The sequence below is a fragment of the Phenylobacterium sp. genome, from assembly GCF_036501465.1.
Classification (GTDB): domain Bacteria; phylum Pseudomonadota; class Alphaproteobacteria; order Caulobacterales; family Caulobacteraceae; genus Phenylobacterium.
In genome coordinates this window covers 32,782-49,081 of record NZ_DASYAF010000076.1, presented here as the reverse complement: position 1 = coordinate 49,081, position 16,300 = coordinate 32,782, and the positions used below count along the sequence as shown (strand labels likewise).

Sequence of the window (16,300 nt, the reverse complement as noted above, 5' to 3'; positions counted from 1 at the left end):
GTTGGTGACATCGGCGGCGGCCACCACCTGCAGGCCTTCGTCGGACAGTTCGGCGCGCAGTTCGCCCCATCGCCTCTGCTGGTCGGCCATCAGGTCGGCCGCCTCGGCGTTGACCCGTTCGAGCTGTTCGGTGGGCGTCAGGCCCTCCTGGCTCGGCGTGCGCACGCCCTCACGCTCCTGGGCGCGCAGGCCGGCGACCCGGACCATGTAGAATTCGTCGAGGTTGTTGGCGCTGATCGCCAGGAACCGCAGGCGCTCCAGGAGCGGGTGGCGCGGGTTCACGCTCTCGGCCAGGACGCGCCGGTTGAACGCCAGCCACGACAGTTCACGGTTGAAGAAGCGCGCGGGCGAGTCGGCAAGCTCCTCGTCCCAGGCGAGCTTGCCCGGTTGCGGTTCGACCTGATTGGCGGCTTCGGCGGGGATGGTCTCCGCGTAGCTCATCCGTCTGGCTCCCGGCGGAATATCGGAACGGGGTTTGTCGCCCCCGCGTGTGACGGCTTCAAGTCATCCGTCAAAAAGATCAAGATTTTCGATATCTTCTTCAAGGATTTCGCGGGCCAGAACCCGGGAAACCGGCCGCATCAGCTCATGATCGGTCTCATCCAGGCGGCGCACGATCTCTTCGGCGCCCGGAATCGACCGTTCCATGCGTCGCAGCAGATACGGATAGACGTCGTCGTGCGGACGAATATTCCGCTCACGGAAGAATTTGCGCAGCACGCCGCTCAGCACCTGGTCGTCCGGCGCCTCGATCTCGGCCACGTTCAGCGCCTTGAGGCGCGAGCGCAGGTCGGGCAGGGCCGCATCCCACAGGGCCGGCGGCTTGCGGGCGGTGACCAGCAGGCTCGCGCCCGCGCGCGCCGCCTGGTTGAGCAGGTGGAACAGGGCCTCGTCGTCCATGCCCTGGTCGACGTCCTCCAGCAGCGCCGGGCGGCCGGCGGCGGCGGCGATGTCCGGCGCCAGGCGATCCAGGACCACGGCGTGGGCGCGCCCCGCCCAGTCGCGCGCCAGATGGGTCTTGCCGCAGCCTTCCGGGCCGCAGAGCGCCAGGCCGCCGCCAGGCCACGCCGGCCAGGCGTCGAGCGCCGCCAGCGCCGGGGCGTTGGATGGCCCCGTCACGAAGGCCTCCCGCGTGTGGGTCGCGGGCCTGCGAAGGCTGAGCCGAAGCTGGCTGACCATGCGCCAGATGTCGTCCGGGTTAGGGCGTCTCGGGGATCGCCTTGGTCGCGCCGCCGACGACCGGGGTCCACCCCTCGGCCTTCAGCAACTCGATCGGCGAGAAGCGGACCTTGTAGTCCATCTTCTCCGACCCGCGAACCCAATAGCCCAGGTAGACGTAGGGCAGGCCCGTCAGGCACGCCTGGATCACGTGGTCGAGGATCACGAAGGAGCCCAGGCTGCGGCGGCCCTGGTTGGGGTCGTAGAAGCTGTAGACCAGCGACAGGCCGTCGTTCATCACGTCCACCAGGGCGCAGGCCACCAGCTCGCCCGGGCCGCGCCGGCCGGCCGGACTGTTCGGGCGCAGGCGGAATTCGATGATGTGGGTGCGGACCGCGGTGTCCTCGACCATCGCCACATAGTCGGGCCAGGTCATCTCGGCCATGCCGCCGTCGGCGTGGCGCGCGGTGAGGTAGCGGCGCAGCAGGTCGAACTGCTCCATGGTCGCCTCGGCCTCGACGACCTTGCGCTCCAGGTCCTCGTTGCGGGCGATGGTCTTGCGCTCGGAGCGCGAGAAGATGTAGCCGGCCGCCGGGATGCGGGCGGAGATGCAGGCCGCGCAGGCCTCGCAGGCCGGGCGATAGGCGATGTTCTGCGAGCGGCGGAAGCCGACCTGGGTCAGGCTGTCATTGACGCTGGCGCCGTCGCTGAGCGGCAGGTGGGCGAACACCTTGCGCTCGAACCGGTCCGGCAGATAGGGGCACGGGGACGGCGCGGTCAGGAAGAACCTGAGCTGTCGGGACGGAAAATGTTGCGTCACGGAATTGCGGTCGCCCTCTGCCGATCACCTTGATTAGGCGACATGAGCGCCGCCTGCGCAAGGGCTGTCACAGCGACCTTTGGTCCCTGAGTTTCGTTCCGGAAACCCGGCTCGGGGAACCTTGGCCCTAAGGACCGTGGTCCGGCGGCAGCACTGGCGCTTCACGCAACAACACGATCGCGATGCGTCGGTTGCCAGGCAGGGTCGGATCGTCGGGATAGAGCGGCTCGGAGGAGGCCTTGCCACTGGTCTGGTAGATGCGGTCGGGGTCGACGCCGGCGCTCTGCAGCACCTTGCGTGAGGCGTCGGCTCGGGCGAACGACAGGGGCCAGTCGCCATCGGTCTTGGCGCCGCCGACGCTGGCGCTGGTGTGGCCGTATATGCTGATCCGGTTGGGCAATTGGTTGATGTATTTGGAGACCGCCCGCAGCAGCACCTTGGCCCGGTCGTTGGGCTGGGCGCTGCCCTGGTTGAACATCGCGCGGCCTTCCTGGTCGATCAACTGGATGCGCAGGCCCTCGGGCGTCACGTCGACGATGATGTTCTTCGAAAGCTCCGTCAGTTCCGGCATGTCCTGCAGCGCCTGGCGCAAGGACGCGGCGGCCGATTGAAGGGCGGCCTCTTCCTTCTTGGCGGCATCCAGCTTGGCCGGATCGGCCGCCTTGGCGGCGCTCTTCGCCTTGCCGTCGTTCGGGTCCTGCACGTCGGGCGCGCTGTCCTGGATCACCGACTGCGAGCCGTTCTGCTTGGTGCCGTCGTTGCCCAGCGCGGTGCCGGCCAGGATGCCGCCGGAGCCGGAGGTGGTCTCCGAGACGCTGGCGGGGGCGAAATAGTCGGCGATGCCGCGCTTCTGCTCGGGCGAGGTGGTGTTGATCAGCCACATCAGGAGGAAGAAGGCCATCATCGCGGTCACGAAGTCGGCATAGGCGACCTTCCAGGCGCCGCCGTGATGGCCCGCGCCGCCGCCCTTCTTGATCTTCTTGATGATGATCGGCCGTTCGCCGCTCACCGACATGGTCCGCCCCGGGGTAGCCTGATACGAGGACTCACTTGCGCAGGCCTCCGTTAAAATGGCGTTGCGCACACGGTTAAGGAGCAAGGTTACGATGAAGGTGGCGTTCGCCGGTCTCGGCGTGATGGGCTTCCCCATGGCGGGGCACCTGGCCAAGGCCGGCCACGAGATGGCGGTCTACAACCGCAGTTCCGCCAAGGCGCGCGACTGGGTGGAAAAGTTCGGCGGCCGCCCGGGGGGCACGGCGGCGGAGGCGGCGAAGGACGCCGAGCTGTTCGTCCTCTGCGTCGGCAACGACGACGATGTGCGCCAGGTGGTGGGCGAAGCCCTGCCGGCCATGGCGCCGGGCGGGGTGGTGGTCGACCACACCACGACCTCGGCGGTGGTGGCGCGCGAGATGGCGCAGCTGGCGGCCAAGGGCGGTCGCGGCTTCGTGGACGCGCCGGTCAGCGGCGGCCAGGCCGGGGCGGAGAACGGCCAGCTGACCATCATGTGCGGCGGAACGCCCGAGGCCTTCGCGAAGGCCGAGCCGGTGATCGACGCCTACGCCAAGGCCATCCGGCTGATGGGCGGGCCGGGGTCCGGCCAGCTCACCAAGATGGTCAACCAGATCTGCATCGCCGGCGTCGTCCAGGGGCTCGCCGAAGGGCTGCACTTCGCCAAGCGCGCCGGCCTCGACCCGCAGGCGGTCTATGAGGCGATCTCCAAGGGCGCGGCCCAGTCCTGGCAGATGGACAACCGCTGGAAGACCATGACCGAGAACAAATTCGACTTCGGCTTCGCGGTCGATTGGATGCGCAAGGACCTGGGGCTGGTGCTGGACGAGGCGCTGCGCAACGGCGCGGCCCTGGACATGACCCGCATGGTCGACGGCTTCTACGCCGAGGTGCAGGCGATCGGCGGCCACCGCTGGGACACCTCCAGCCTGGTGGCGCGGCTGGAGAAGGCCTGAGTGCAGGTTCTTGCGACCGAACGCATGGCGCTGAGCGAGCTTACCGCCGACGACGCGCCGTTCATCCTCGAACTCCTGATGAGCCGCGGGTTCCTCGAGAACATCGGCGATCGCGGCGTGCGGGACCTGGAAAGCGCCAAGGGCTATATCGAACGCGCCCGGGCCGGTTATGCGGCCAACGGCTTCGGCCTCTGGCGCTGCGACCTCAAGGCCACCGGCGAGGCGGCCGGCCTCTGCGGCCTGGTCAAGCGCGACGGCCTGGAGCACCCGGACGTGGGCTACGCCTTCCTGGAGCGGTTCTGGGGCGCAGGCCTGGCCACAGAGGCGGCGGCCGCCTGCCTGGCCTATGGGCTGAAGACGCTCGGCCTGCCGGTGATCGTGGCGATCACCACGCCCGCCAACGCCGGCTCCATCGCCGTCCTGAAGAAGATCGGCCTGCGCGACGCCGGCATGATCCAGCTTCCGGGCCACGAGGGCGAAAGCAGCTACTTCTGCACGGTCTGACGCCGGACCGGCTTGACCCCGGCTGAGTATCGACTACCTGCCAGGGACCTCCTGTGGACCGCCCGTCCCAGGCGGGAGCCGGGCCCGTCGAAATGTCACGTTTCTTCATCGACCACCCGATCTTCGCCTGGGTCATCGCCCTGGTGGTGATGCTCGCCGGCGTGTTCGCGGTGCGCGCCCTGCCGATCGCCCAGTATCCGGAGATCGCCCCGCCGGCGATCACCATCACGGCGATCTATCCCGGCGCCTCGGCTCAGATCCTGCAGACCTCGGTGACACAGGTCATCGAGCAGCAACTCAACGGTCTCGACGGGCTGATCTATTTCTCGTCCAACAGCAGTTCCAGCGGCCAGCTCACCATCACCGCCACCTTCAAGCCGGGGACCAATCCGGACATCGCCCAGGTGCAGGTGCAGAACAAGGTGGCCTCGGCGACGCCGCTCCTGCCGCCCCAGGTTCAGCAGCTCGGCGTGACGGTCGCCAAGGCGCGGACCAACTTCCTGCTGATCGTGGCCCTGTCGGACCCCACCGAGCACTTCACCAACTTCGACATCGCCGACTACATGGTCAGCAACTTCCAGGACCCGCTTTCGCGCGTGGACGGCGTGGGTTCGGTGCAGACCTTCGGCGCCCAGCACGCCATGCGGATCTGGCTCGATCCCTACAAGCTCGACGGTTTCAACCTGACGCCGGCCGATGTCGCCGCCGCGGTGCAGGCGCAGAACATCCAGGTTTCCGCCGGCCAGGTGGGCGGGTTGCCGGCGGTGAGAGGCCAGCAACTGAACGCCACGGTCACCGCCCAGTCGCGCCTGACGACCGCCGATCAGTTCCGCCACATCGTTGTCCGCGGCGCCACCAGCGGCGGGCTGGTGACGCTGGCCGACGTCGGCCGGGTCGAGCTGGGCAGCGACAGCTACGATTCCGTCAGCCACCTGAACGGCCATCCGGCCTCGGGTGTCGCTGTCCAGCTCGCCCCGGGCGCGAATGCGCTCAAGACCGCCGACGCGGTGAAAGCGAAGGCCGCGCAACTCGCCCAGAACCTGCCGCCCGGCATGCGGCTTTCCTTCCCGGTCGACAACACGACCTTCGTCAGGATCTCGATCCGCGAGGTCGTCAGGACGCTTCTGGAGGCCATGGCCCTGGTCGTGGTGGTGATCTACGTCTTCCTGCAGAACTGGCGTGCCACCCTGATCCCCGCCATCGCCGTGCCTGTGGTGCTGCTCGGCACTTTCGCGGTGCTGGGGGTGGTGGGCTATTCCATCAACACCCTCACCCTTTTCGCCGTGGTGATCGTGATCGGCCTGCTGGTCGACGACGCCATCGTGGTGGTCGAAAACGTCGAGCGGCTGATGAGCGAGGAGGGGCTGTCGCCGCGCGATGCGGCGCGCAAGTCCATGGACGAGATCACCGGCGCCCTGGTCGGCATCGCCCTGGTGCTGGTCGCGGTGCTGGCGCCCATGGGCTTCTTCGGCGGCTCGACGGGCGCGATCTATCGCCAGTTCTCGGTGACCATGGTTTCGGCGATCGTGCTGTCGGTGGGGGTGGCCCTGATCCTCAGCCCGGCGCTCTGCGCGACCCTGCTCAAGCCGCCAAAGGACGCGCCGCAGCGCGGACCGTTCGGCTGGTTCAATCGCAACTTCGATCGCGCGCGCTCAGGGTATGAACGCACGTTGGGGACGATCGTGGGGCGGCCGATCCCACCGCTGATCCTCTACGGCCTCCTGGTCGCCGTCATGGTCGGCCTGTTCGTCTACATGCCCACCGGTTTCCTGCCGGAGGAGGATCAGGGCTCGATGTTCGCCCAGATCACCCTGCCGGTGGGCGCGGTCCAGACGCGGACGCTCGACGCCATCCGCGCCGTCGAGCATCACTTCCTGGTCGATGAGAAGGCCAACGTCAGCGGGCTGTTCACCGTCGCCGGCTTCAACTTCGCCGGATCGGGCCAGAACTCCGGTATCGGCTTCATCAAGCTCAGGAACTGGGACGAGCGAAAGGGCGCGGCCAACCACGCGCCGGCCATTGTCCAGCGCGCCATGCAGCGCCTTTCCGGGGTGCGCGACGCGCAGATCTTCGTGGTGGTGCCGCCCGCCGTTCAGGAGCTTGGCAACGCCACCGGCTTCGACCTGCAATTGGAGAACCGCGGGGGCTTGAGCCACGACGCCTTCCTCGCCGCCCGCAACCAGCTTCTGGGCATGGCGCGCTCGGAGCCGGACCTCACCGCCGTGCGGCCGAACGGGCTCGACGACACGCCGCAGGTCCACGTCGACGTGGACATCCCGCACGCCGCGGCCCTGGGCGTCGCGCCGGCCGACATCGACACCGCCCTGAGCGCGGTCTGGGGCCAGGTCTATCTCGGCGACTTCGTCGACAACGGCCGCGTCAAGCACGTCTACATGGAAGGCGACGCCCCGTTCCGCACCAATCCCGCCGACGTCTTCGCCTGGAACCTGCGCAACGCGAGTGGCGGGATGACGCCGTTCTCGGCCTTCTCGAAGGCCGGCTGGACCTATGGCCCGGCGCAGCTGCAGCGCTACAACGGCGTGCCGTCCTTCGAGATCCAGGGCCAGGCGGCGCCGGGCAAGAGCTCGGGCGCGGCGATGAAGACCATGGAGAAGCTGGTCGCGCGCCTGCCCAAGGGCGTGGGTTTCGAGTGGACCGGGCTTTCGCTGCAGGAGCAGGCCGCCGGCGCCCAGGCCCCGCTGCTCTATGGGCTCTCGATCCTGGTGGTCTTCCTGTGCCTGGCCGCGCTCTACGAAAGCTGGTCGATCCCGGTCGCGGTCCTGCTGGTCCTGCCGCTGGGCGTGGTCGGCGCCCTCGTCGCAGCGACCCTGCGCGGCCTCTACAACGACATCTACTTCCAGGTGGGGCTGCTGACCACCATGGGCCTGGCGGCGAAGAACGCCATCCTGATCGTGGAGTTCGCCCTGGAGTCCTACGAGGCCGGCGCCGACCCGGTGGATGCGGCGATCCATGCCGCGCGCCAGCGGCTGCGGCCGATCCTGATGACCTCTCTGGCTTTCATGGTCGGCGTCTTCCCGCTGGCGGTCTCCAGCGGCGCCGGGGCCGGCAGCCAGAACGACATCGGCACCGGCGTGATCGGCGGCATGCTGGCGGCGACCGTCTTCGCCATCTTCTTCGTGCCGCTGTTCTTCGTGCTGGTGATGCGGCGATTCCCCGGGAACAGTCGCGCCAAGCCGAAAGCCGCCGCCGAATGACGATCACCACCCGCCGCATCCAGGCCAACGGCTTCGACTTCGCGGTCGACGAGGCGGGTGAGGGCGATCGGCTGGCGCTCTGCCTGCACGGTTTCCCGGAGAGCCGCTTTTCCTGGCGCTATCAGCTGCCGCTGTTGGCTGCGATGGGCTACCGCGCCTGGGCGCCGGACCTGCGCGGCTATGGCGAGACCGAGCCCAAGCCGCGGGCGGTCTCCGCCTATCTGATCGACCGGCTGATGGAGGACGTCGCCGCCCTGATCGACGCCAGCGGCGCCAGGACGGTCACCCTGATCGGCCACGACTGGGGCGCCGGCCTGGCCTGGACCTTCGCCGCCAATCGCATGCGGCCGCTGGAGCGGCTGGTGATCATGAACGTGCCGCATCCGGCGGTGATGGCCGAGCACCTGCGCAGGTCCCGGGCCCAGCTCAAGAAGTCCTGGTACATGTTCTTCTTCCAGCTGCCGGGGATTCCGGAGCGGACGATGACCGCCAATGACGGCCGCGCGATCCGCAACGCCTTCCACGGCATGGCGATCGACAAATCCAACTTCACCCCCGAGGTCCTGGATCGCTACGCCGCCGACGCCCGGCGGCCCGGCGCGATCCGCGGCATGATCAACTGGTATCGCGCCGCCTTCCGCCTGGGCGGCAAGCTGCGCGGGCCCTGGCCGAAGATCGAGACGCCGACCCTGATCGTCTGGGGCGAGGAGGACGCCGCGCTCGGCGTCGAGCTGCTGGACGGCACGGACGCCCACGTCCGTGACCTGACCATCGAGCGGCTGCCGGGCGTCTCGCACTGGGTGCAGCAGGAAGCGCCGCAGAGGGTGAACCCGATCCTGGAGGCGTGGCTCAGTGCGCCGCGATGAGCGCGGGCAGGATCTTGGCGACCAGCAGGGGCGCGATCGGGACCGGCGGCGGCGCGGCCGGGTCGATCCACAGCATCTCCTCGATCTCCGCCAGGTCGTCCTCGCCCGGCTCGCGCTTGCCGCCGGGCAGCATGAAGCGCTGGGTCCCGCGCTTGCGCACGGTTAGAAGCTGGCCCCCGGCGTCGCGGATCACCGCGCCGACGACCTCGACGATCACGCGCCGAGCAGCCGCGCGGCCCGCGGCGCGAAATAGGTGATGACGCCCGCCGCGCCGGCGCGCTTGAAGCCGCCCAGGCTCTCCAGGATGGCGCGTTCCTCATCCAGCCAGCCGTTCTGGGCGGCGGCCATCAGCATGGCGTACTCGCCCGAGACCTGGAACGCGAAGGTCGGCATGGAAAAGGCGTCGACCACCTGGCGCACGATGTCGAGGTAGGGCATCCCCGGCTTGACCATCACCATGTCGGCGCCCTCGGCGATGTCGAGGGCGACCTCGCGCAGGGCCTCGGAATGGTTGGCGGCGTCCATCTGATAGGTCTTCTTGTCGCCGGGGTTGGCCACCGAGCCCGCGCCCAGCTTCCCTGAGCCGATCGCCTCGCGGTAGGGGCCGTAGAAGGCCGAGGCGTACTTCGCCGCATAGGACATGATCATCACGTCCTGCAGGCCTTCGGCCTCGAGCGCCTTGCGCAGGGCTCCACATCTGCCGTCCATCATGTCGCTGGGCGCGAGGATGTCGCAGCCAGCCCGCGCCTGCGCCAGGCCCTGCTGGACCAGGACCTCCACCGTCGGGTCGTTGACGATGCGACCGTCTTCCAGAAGGCCGTCGTGGCCGTGGTCGGTGAACGGGTCCAGCGCCACGTCGCACATGATCCCCACCTCGGGCGCGGCGTCCTTCATGGCCTTGACCGCGCGGCAGACCAGGCCGTCGGGGTCGGCGGCCAGCGAGCCGGCGGCGTCCTTCTTGCCCCCGTCGATGTGCGGGAAGACGGCGATGGCCGGGATGCCGAGCTTCGCGGCCTCCTTCGCCGCGGCGGCGGCGTCCTTCACCGACAGGCGGGAAACGCCCGGCATGGAGCCCACCGGGACCTGGCCCTCGCCCTCATGCACCACCATCGACCAGATCAGGTCGGCTGGCGTCAGCACCGTCTCGCGCACCAGGCGGCGGATCCAGTCGGCCTGGCGCAGGCGGCGCATGCGAAGCGCGGGATAGGCGGCGAGGGGAGCGCGGGTCATGGCGCGGCTTTAGGACTCGCAACGGCAACGGCGCAACCCTCTATCCGCTCGTCCCGGCGAAAGCCGGGATCCATAGGGCGTTTGGTTTCGGGCGCTACGTGGCTGTGGCTCAGCTTGGGTCCCGGCTTTCGCCGGGATGAGCGGGTGGATTGACACCGGCTCCGACGCGCGCTGAGTCCGCGCCCATGGATTTCGCCCTGACCGACGACCAGCGGGCCATCGAGGACGCCGCGCGCGCCTTCGCCGCCGCCGAGCTGGCCCCGCACTCCGCGCGCTGGGACGCCGAGAGCCACTTCCCGGTGAACGTGCTGCGCAAGGCCGCCGAACTGGGCTTCGCCGGCCTCTATGTGGCCGAAGACGTGGGCGGCTCGGCGCTCTCCCGGCTCGACGCCTCCATCGTCTTCGAGCAGTTGGCCTATGGCGACGTGGCGACGGCGGCCTTCATCTCGATCCACAACATGGCCAGCTGGATGATCGACCGGTTCGGCGGCGAGGAGATCCGCCGCCGTTTCCTGCCCAAGCTGACGACCATGGAATATATCGCCTCCTACTGCCTGACCGAGCCGGGCTCGGGCTCCGACGCCGCGGCGCTCTCCACCACCGCGCGGCTGGACGGCGAGCACTATGTGCTGAACGGGTCCAAGGCCTTCATCTCCGGCGCCGGGACCTCGGACCTCTACGTTGTGATGGCCAGGACCGGCGGGCCGGGGCCGAAGGGCGTCTCGGCCATCGTCGTGGAGGCCGGGACGCCGGGCCTGTCCTTCGGGGCGCAGGAGAAGAAGATGGGCTGGAAGTCGCAGCCCACGGCCATGGTCAACTTCGACGACTGCCGCGTGCCGGTCGCCAACCGCATCGGCGCCGAGGGCGACGGCTTCCGCTTCGCCATGGCGGGTCTGGACGGCGGGCGGATCAACATCGCCTCCTGTTCGCTGGGCGGCGCGGGGCTGGCGCTCGACACCGCCAAGGCGCACCTGGAGACCCGCAAGCAGTTCGGCAATCCGCTGAAGGACTTCCAGGGCCTGGCCTGGCGCTTCGCCGACATGGCGACGGAGCTGGACGCGGCCAGGCTGATGGTCCGCCGCGCGGCCCATGCGCTGGATGCCAAGGACCCGCGCGCCACCCAGTACTGCGCCATGGCCAAGCGCTTCGCCACCGACGGCGGGTTCGAGGTGGCCAACCAGGCCCTGCAGCTGCACGGCGGCTACGGCTATCTGGCCGACTTCCCGCTGGAGCGGATCGTGCGCGACCTGCGCGTCCACCAGATCCTGGAAGGCACCAACGAGATCATGCGGGTGATCACGGCCCGGGAGCTGTTCCGGCAATGAGCGACGAACCCGAAGTCATCACCCGCGTCGAAGGCGCGGTCGGGCGGATCACGCTCAACCGGCCGCAGGCGCTGCATGCGCTGACCACCAACATGTGTCGGCTGATGATCGATGCGCTGGTCGCCTGGCGCGCCGATCCGGCGGTGAAGCTGGTGCTGTTCGACCACTCGGGCGAGCGCGGTTTCTGCGCCGGCGGCGACATCCGCATGCTGGCCGAGAGCGGGGCAGGGGACGGCCGACGGGCGCGGGAATTCTTCTTCACCGAGTACCGGCTGAACACCCTGCTGCACGACTACGAGAAGCCGCTGGTGGCGATCATGGATGGGGTGACCATGGGCGGCGGCGTGGGCTTGTCGCGGCCCTGCCGCTTCCGCGTGGCCACCGAGCGGACCACCTTCGCCATGCCGGAGACCGGCATCGGCCTGTTCCCGGACGTCGGCGGCGGCTGGTTCCTGTCGCGGATGAGCGACCACATCGGCCTGTGGCTGGCGCTGACCGGCGCGCGCATCAAGGCCGCCGACTGCCAGCTGGCCGGCATCGCCACCGACTATGTGGACAGCGCCCGGGTCGCCGACCTCAAGGCCGCCATCGTCGCCGATCCCGGCGCCATCGAGACCCTGCTCACCGAATACGACGGCGACGCGGGCCGTCCGCCCCTGGCCGCCCAGGTGGACGACATCGCCCGCTTGTTCGCCGGCGACAGCGTTGAGGCGATCGTCGCAGCCCTGGAGGCCGATGGCTCGGACTGGGCGAAGGCCCAGCTCGCGACCCTTTCCACCAAGTCGCCGCAGACCATGAAGGTCGCCTTCCGCCAGCTGGCGCTCGGGCGGCGGATGAAGCGCTTCGCCGACAACATGGCCATGGAATATCGGATCGGCGCACGCGTCGTGCACCGGCATGATTTCCTGGAGGGCGTGCGCGCGGTGATCGTCGACAAGGACAATGCGCCGAAGTGGAGCCCGCCCAGCCTGGCCGGCGTCACCGAGGCCATCCTGGACGAGATTTTCGCGCCCCTGCCTTCCTCTGAGGAATGGACGCCCTTACCTTGACGGCAGGCGGCGCTGAGCGACCGCTATTGGGAGGATCTGCTGAGATGAAATCCAAGCTGTTGCTGGCCGCCGCCCTGGCCGCCGGCGCCACCGCCCTCGCGGCCTACGCCGCGCCGGCCGCCTACATCACCGCCGCCGTCGCCGACAAGGCGCGTCCCGCCAACGACACCCAGCGCGACGCCGACCGCAAGCCCGCCGAGATGCTGGAGTTCGCCGGCGTGAAGCCCGGCATGACCGTCGTCGACCTGATCCCCGGCGGCGGCTACTTCACCCGCATCTTCTCGAAGGCTGTCGGGTCGAAGGGCACGGTCTATGCCGTCGGCAATCCGCCGCGGGCGTCGCAGGATCCGTCCAAACCCCCGCCGCCGCAGCCGCAGGACACCATCGCGGCCGACCCGAACTACTCGAATGTGAAATCCATCCACATCCCGCTGCTGCAAGGGGTGTCGATCCCGACCCAGGCGGACATCGTCTGGACCGCCCAGAACTATCACGACCTGAAAAACGCTCCGAACATCGACATGGTCGCCTTCGACAAGTCGGTGTTCAATTCGCTGAAGCCGGGCGGCGTGTTCATCGTGCTCGACCACGTGGCCAATCCGGACACGCCCAACGTGACATCGACCCTGCATCGGATCGATCCGGCGGTGGTGCGCAAGGAAGCTGAGGCCGCGGGCTTCAAGTTCGACGGCGAGAGCAAGGCGCTGCACAACCCGGCGGACGATCACACCACGCGCTCGACCGCTGACGGTCCCCTGCGCCACAAGACCGACCAGTTCGTCTACAAGTTCCGTAAGCCGAAGTAAGTCAGCGTATTCAGAGGGAGTTCTCATGACCCGCATCGCCTTCATCGGCCTCGGCAACATGGGCGGCGGCATGGCCGCCAACCAGGCCAAGGCGGGTCATGAGGTCGCCGCTTTCGACTTGTCGAAGGCGGCGCTGGAGAAGGCGGTGGGCGCGGGCTGCGCCGCCGCCGGCTCGGCCGCCGAGGCGGTGAAGGCCGCCGACGCGGTGATCACCATGCTGCCGGCCGGCCAGCATGTGCGCGCCGTCTACGCGGGCGACATCATCCCCAATGCCAAGCCGGGCGCGCTTCTGATCGACTGTTCGACGATCGACGTCGAGAGTGCGCGTGCGGTCGCCAGACAGGTCACCGAGGCGGGCTTCCGCTTCGCCGACGCGCCGGTCAGCGGCGGCCAGGCCGGCGCCGAGGCCGGGACCCTGGCCTTCATGGTGGGCTGCGCCGAGGCCGATTTCCACGACGTCGAGGCGCTGATCGGGCCGATGGCGCGGGCTGTCATCCGCGCCGGCGACCACGGCGCCGGCCAGGCGGCCAAGATCTGCAACAACATGGTCCTCGGCGCGACCATGATCGCCACCTGCGAGGCCTTCGCCCTGGCTGAGAAGCTGGGCCTGGACGCCGAGCGGTTCTTCGAGATCGCGTCCAAGTCCTCCGGCCAGAGCTGGAGCCTGACCAGCTATTGCCCCTGGCCCGGCCCGGTGCCCGCCGCGCCGTCGAATCGCGGCTACGAGGGCGGCTTCGCCACGGCGATGATGCTGAAGGACCTGAAGCTGGCGCAGGACGCCGCCGCCAAGGCCGGGGCGGCCACGCCCCTGGGCGCCCAGGCCGAGGGGCTCTACGCCCTGTTCGAGCGCCTGGGCGGCGGGTCCAAGGATTTCTCGGCGATCCTGGAGCTGTTCCGCGGCCATCCGCCGGCCTGAATCGACGGCCTGAATCGACGGCCTGAATCGCCAGCCTGGATCGGTTGGCGCCCATCAAGGAAATCTCATCGCGTCCGTGATGAAACATCGCAGCGACTTATCATTGCTTAGATAGACATCGGGGCCCCGTGGTGCGAAAACCGCATCGCATCAGAGGGACCCGGCCGCCCGCGCGGCATTTCACGGACGCGGGACCGGAGTTTGAGACATCGATGGATTACAAGGCAGCATTTGAAGGCGCGCTGGAGCGGATCCGGTCCGAGGGCCGCTACCGGGTGTTCGCCGATCTGAAACGTCACCGCGGCGATTTCCCGCGCGCCACCTGGACCAAGGCCGACGGCACGAGCGCCGACGTCACGGTCTGGTGCTCCAACGACTATCTCGGCCAGGGCCAGAACCCGGTCGTGCTCGACGCCATGCACAAGGCGATCGAGGAGGCGGGCGCCGGCTCCGGCGGCACGCGCAACATCTCCGGCACCACCCACTATCACGTGGAGCTGGAGCGCGAGCTGGCCGACCTGCACGGCAAGCAGGCCGCGTTGCTGTTCACCTCCGGCTACGTCTCCAACGAGGCGACGCTGTCGACCCTGCACAAGATCCTGCCGGGCCTGATCATCTTCTCCGACGCGCTGAACCACAATTCGATGATCAGCGGCATCCGCGCCCACAAGGGCGAAAAGCAGATCTTCCGCCACAACGACCTGGCGCACCTGGAGGAACTGCTCGCCGCCGCCGATCCGGCCGCGCCGAAGGTGGTCGCCTTCGAGAGCGTCTATTCCATGGACGGCGACATCTCCGACATTCCCGCCACCGTGGCGCTGGCCAAGAAATTCGGCGCGATGACCTACATCGACGAGGTCCACGCGGTCGGCATGTACGGCCCGCGCGGCGCCGGTGTCGCCGAGCGCGACGGCATGATGGGCGAGATCGACATCATCGAAGGCACCCTGGGCAAGGCGTTCGGCGTCATGGGCGGCTACATCGCCGCTGACGCGGCGATCTGCGACGCCATCCGCAGCTATGCCGACGGTTTCATCTTCACCACCTCGATCCCGCCGGCCCTGGCCGCCGGCGCGGTGGCCTCGATCCGCTATCTCAAGGAACACAACGAGATCCGCGTGGCGCACCAGGAACGCGCCGCGGCGCTGAAGGCGCGGATGACGGCCGCCGGCCTGCCGGTGATGCCGTCGGTCTGCCACATCGTGCCGGTGCTGGTGGGCGACGCCGTCCACTGCAAGATGGTCTCGGATATCCTGCTGGAAGAGCACGGCATCTACGTCCAGCCGATCAACTACCCCACCGTGCCGCGCGGCACCGAGCGCCTGCGCTTCACGCCGTCGCCGGCCCACACCGACGAGATGATGGACACCCTGGTGGCGGCCCTGGAAGAGCTCTGGGTCCACTGCAACATCAAGCGCGTGGGCGGGGTGGCGGCCTAAGAACCGCATCCGAACCAGATCTGCCGTCATGGCCGGGCTTGTCCCGGCCACCCATGAACGCCGATTTCGATCCGCCCTCCGCCGCCTGCGCCTATGGATGGCCGGGACAAGCCCGGCCATGACGATCAGCTGGAAGCTAGGCGGCCCACAACGGCGAAGACGCCTTCATGAAGCGCAGGTAGTAGACCACCCGCGCCACGTCCTGGCCGGCCTTGTCGGCGACCAGCACCTCGTACCAGGCGTTCTCGGTCTTCGGGCTTTCGGTGAGCTTCAGCATCCGGGTGCGCGCGACATAGTCGACGCCGGCCTTCAGCGGACCGGCCAGCGCCTGCGTCTCCAGCGCCCCGAACAGGCCCACCGACGTCCCCGCCTTGCCGACGGTGTGCTTGCGCACCTGGTGGGTCAGGCGGATCAGGTGCGAGGGCGGCAGGACCAGCGCGTCGCGATAGGCGGGCAGGGGCTCGGTGAGCGTCTCCAGCGACTTCAGCAGCTGGTCGGCCTCGACCCGGACCGGGATGTCCTTGTGCTCTTCGCCGACCGCGATCTGGCCCAGGATGCGCAAGCGCCCCGGCGCGGCCGGCTCCTGGGCCGCGATGCGTTTGCTGAGTTCCGACTGCGCGTCGGGACGGGCGCTGCCCGTGCCCTCGCAGATCTGGTCGCCGGGGACGTCGTGCATGGTCAGCCGCGCGCGCTCCGCGCCGGCCTCCACCGTGGCCTTCACCGGCTCGGCGTCGGTGGTCGCCTTGGTGAAGTAGAGCGACAGGCCGCCGGTCTCGAACCAGGCCTCGCCGTAGAGCTTGATGAGCCCCGGCACGAACTGGTCCATGTGGATCGAGCCGGCCACCGTGCCGCCCCGGAAGCCCAGCTTGGAGGCGGTGGCGTCGTCGTGGATCGAGCCCTTCACCTCGGCGGCGGAATTGCGCGGCGAGCGGAATTCGCTGGTCCAGACCAGATCGTCGGCGACCGACATGGCGTTTCTCCACCTTCGTTTCGCCGAAGGCTACGCCC

The 16,300-nt window shown here is 68.9% G+C and carries 13 protein-coding genes and 3 pseudogenes; 9 read left to right on the top strand and 7 right to left on the bottom strand.

Features of this window, described 5'->3' with window-relative positions; all coding sequences use genetic code 11:
- The 4 genes and pseudogenes from VGL85_RS08565 to VGL85_RS08550 form a co-directional block, all read right to left on the bottom strand.
- Nucleotides 1–441, bottom strand: a pseudogene (locus VGL85_RS08565) (RNA degradosome polyphosphate kinase); the annotation flags it as partial.
- Between the two features lie 63 nt (nucleotides 442–504).
- Nucleotides 505–1,119, bottom strand: a complete 615-nt coding sequence (locus VGL85_RS08560) for an AAA family ATPase (RefSeq protein WP_331588065.1) — start codon at nucleotides 1,117–1,119, stop codon at nucleotides 505–507.
- A gap of 81 nt (nucleotides 1,120–1,200) precedes the next feature.
- Nucleotides 1,201–1,978 (bottom strand): annotated as a pseudogene (locus VGL85_RS08555) (arginyltransferase); the annotation flags it as partial.
- Between the two features lie 127 nt (nucleotides 1,979–2,105).
- Nucleotides 2,106–2,993, bottom strand: coding sequence for a flagellar motor protein MotB (locus VGL85_RS08550; protein ID WP_331588061.1), 888 nt, complete (start codon nucleotides 2,991–2,993; stop codon nucleotides 2,106–2,108).
- 91 nt (nucleotides 2,994–3,084) lie between these two features.
- Here VGL85_RS08550 and VGL85_RS08545 point away from each other — a divergent pair, with 91 nt between their 5' ends.
- The 4 genes from VGL85_RS08545 (at nucleotide 3,085) to VGL85_RS08530 (ending at nucleotide 8,527) form a co-directional block, all read left to right on the top strand.
- A complete protein-coding gene (locus tag VGL85_RS08545) occupies nucleotides 3,085–3,942 on the top strand; it encodes an NAD(P)-dependent oxidoreductase (RefSeq protein ID WP_331588059.1) in 858 nt (285 codons plus the stop codon).
- Nucleotides 3,943–4,446 (top strand): GNAT family N-acetyltransferase, encoded by a 504-nt coding sequence (locus VGL85_RS08540; RefSeq protein ID WP_331588057.1) that lies wholly within the window; start codon nucleotides 3,943–3,945, stop codon nucleotides 4,444–4,446. It abuts the gene before it with no gap.
- A gap of 92 nt (nucleotides 4,447–4,538) precedes the next feature.
- The gene (locus tag VGL85_RS08535; protein WP_331588054.1) at nucleotides 4,539–7,661 is read left to right on the top strand and encodes an efflux RND transporter permease subunit; all 3,123 of its coding nucleotides are present in this window, start codon (nucleotides 4,539–4,541) and stop codon (nucleotides 7,659–7,661) included.
- Nucleotides 7,658–8,527 (top strand): alpha/beta hydrolase, encoded by an 870-nt coding sequence (locus VGL85_RS08530; protein WP_331588051.1) that lies wholly within the window; start codon nucleotides 7,658–7,660, stop codon nucleotides 8,525–8,527. The genes VGL85_RS08535 and VGL85_RS08530 overlap by 4 nt, the downstream gene beginning before the upstream one ends.
- On the opposite strand, the gene VGL85_RS08525 is transcribed toward VGL85_RS08530, so the two are convergent.
- Both VGL85_RS08525 and hemB read right to left on the bottom strand, forming a co-directional pair.
- On the bottom strand, nucleotides 8,511–8,744 hold the full coding sequence (locus VGL85_RS08525) for an NUDIX domain-containing protein (RefSeq protein WP_331588048.1): 234 nt from the start codon (nucleotides 8,742–8,744) through the stop codon (nucleotides 8,511–8,513). The genes VGL85_RS08530 and VGL85_RS08525 overlap by 17 nt on opposite strands.
- Complete coding sequence (hemB, locus tag VGL85_RS08520; RefSeq protein ID WP_331588046.1) at nucleotides 8,741–9,757, bottom strand: porphobilinogen synthase; 1,017 nt, start codon at nucleotides 9,755–9,757, stop codon at nucleotides 8,741–8,743. The genes VGL85_RS08525 and hemB overlap by 4 nt, the downstream gene beginning before the upstream one ends.
- Nucleotides 9,758–9,942: 185 nt before the next feature.
- Between hemB and VGL85_RS08515 the strand changes: the two genes are divergently transcribed.
- The 5 genes and pseudogenes from VGL85_RS08515 to hemA all read left to right on the top strand — a co-directional run bounded on the left by VGL85_RS08515 (nucleotide 9,943) and on the right by hemA (nucleotide 15,292).
- Nucleotides 9,943–11,082, top strand: coding sequence for an isobutyryl-CoA dehydrogenase (locus VGL85_RS08515; protein WP_331588044.1), 1,140 nt, complete (start codon nucleotides 9,943–9,945; stop codon nucleotides 11,080–11,082).
- Complete coding sequence (locus VGL85_RS08510; RefSeq protein WP_331588042.1) at nucleotides 11,079–12,131, top strand: enoyl-CoA hydratase/isomerase family protein; 1,053 nt, start codon at nucleotides 11,079–11,081, stop codon at nucleotides 12,129–12,131. Before VGL85_RS08515 ends, VGL85_RS08510 begins: the two co-directional genes overlap by 4 nt.
- Nucleotides 12,132–12,175: 44 nt before the next feature.
- Nucleotides 12,176–12,937, top strand: a complete 762-nt coding sequence (locus tag VGL85_RS08505; protein ID WP_331588040.1) for a methyltransferase — start codon at nucleotides 12,176–12,178, stop codon at nucleotides 12,935–12,937.
- Between the two features lie 22 nt (nucleotides 12,938–12,959).
- Nucleotides 12,960–13,853: pseudogene (gene mmsB / locus VGL85_RS08500) on the top strand (3-hydroxyisobutyrate dehydrogenase); the annotation flags it as partial.
- Between the two features lie 212 nt (nucleotides 13,854–14,065).
- Nucleotides 14,066–15,292, top strand: coding sequence for a 5-aminolevulinate synthase (hemA, locus tag VGL85_RS08495; RefSeq protein WP_331588038.1), 1,227 nt, complete (start codon nucleotides 14,066–14,068; stop codon nucleotides 15,290–15,292).
- 136 nt (nucleotides 15,293–15,428) lie between these two features.
- Here hemA and VGL85_RS08490 read toward each other — a convergent pair whose 3' ends face one another.
- Nucleotides 15,429–16,262: a hypothetical protein gene (locus tag VGL85_RS08490; RefSeq protein ID WP_331588036.1), complete on the bottom strand. Its 834-nt coding sequence runs from the start codon at nucleotides 16,260–16,262 to the stop codon at nucleotides 15,429–15,431.
- Nucleotides 16,263–16,300: the final 38 nt, after the last annotated feature.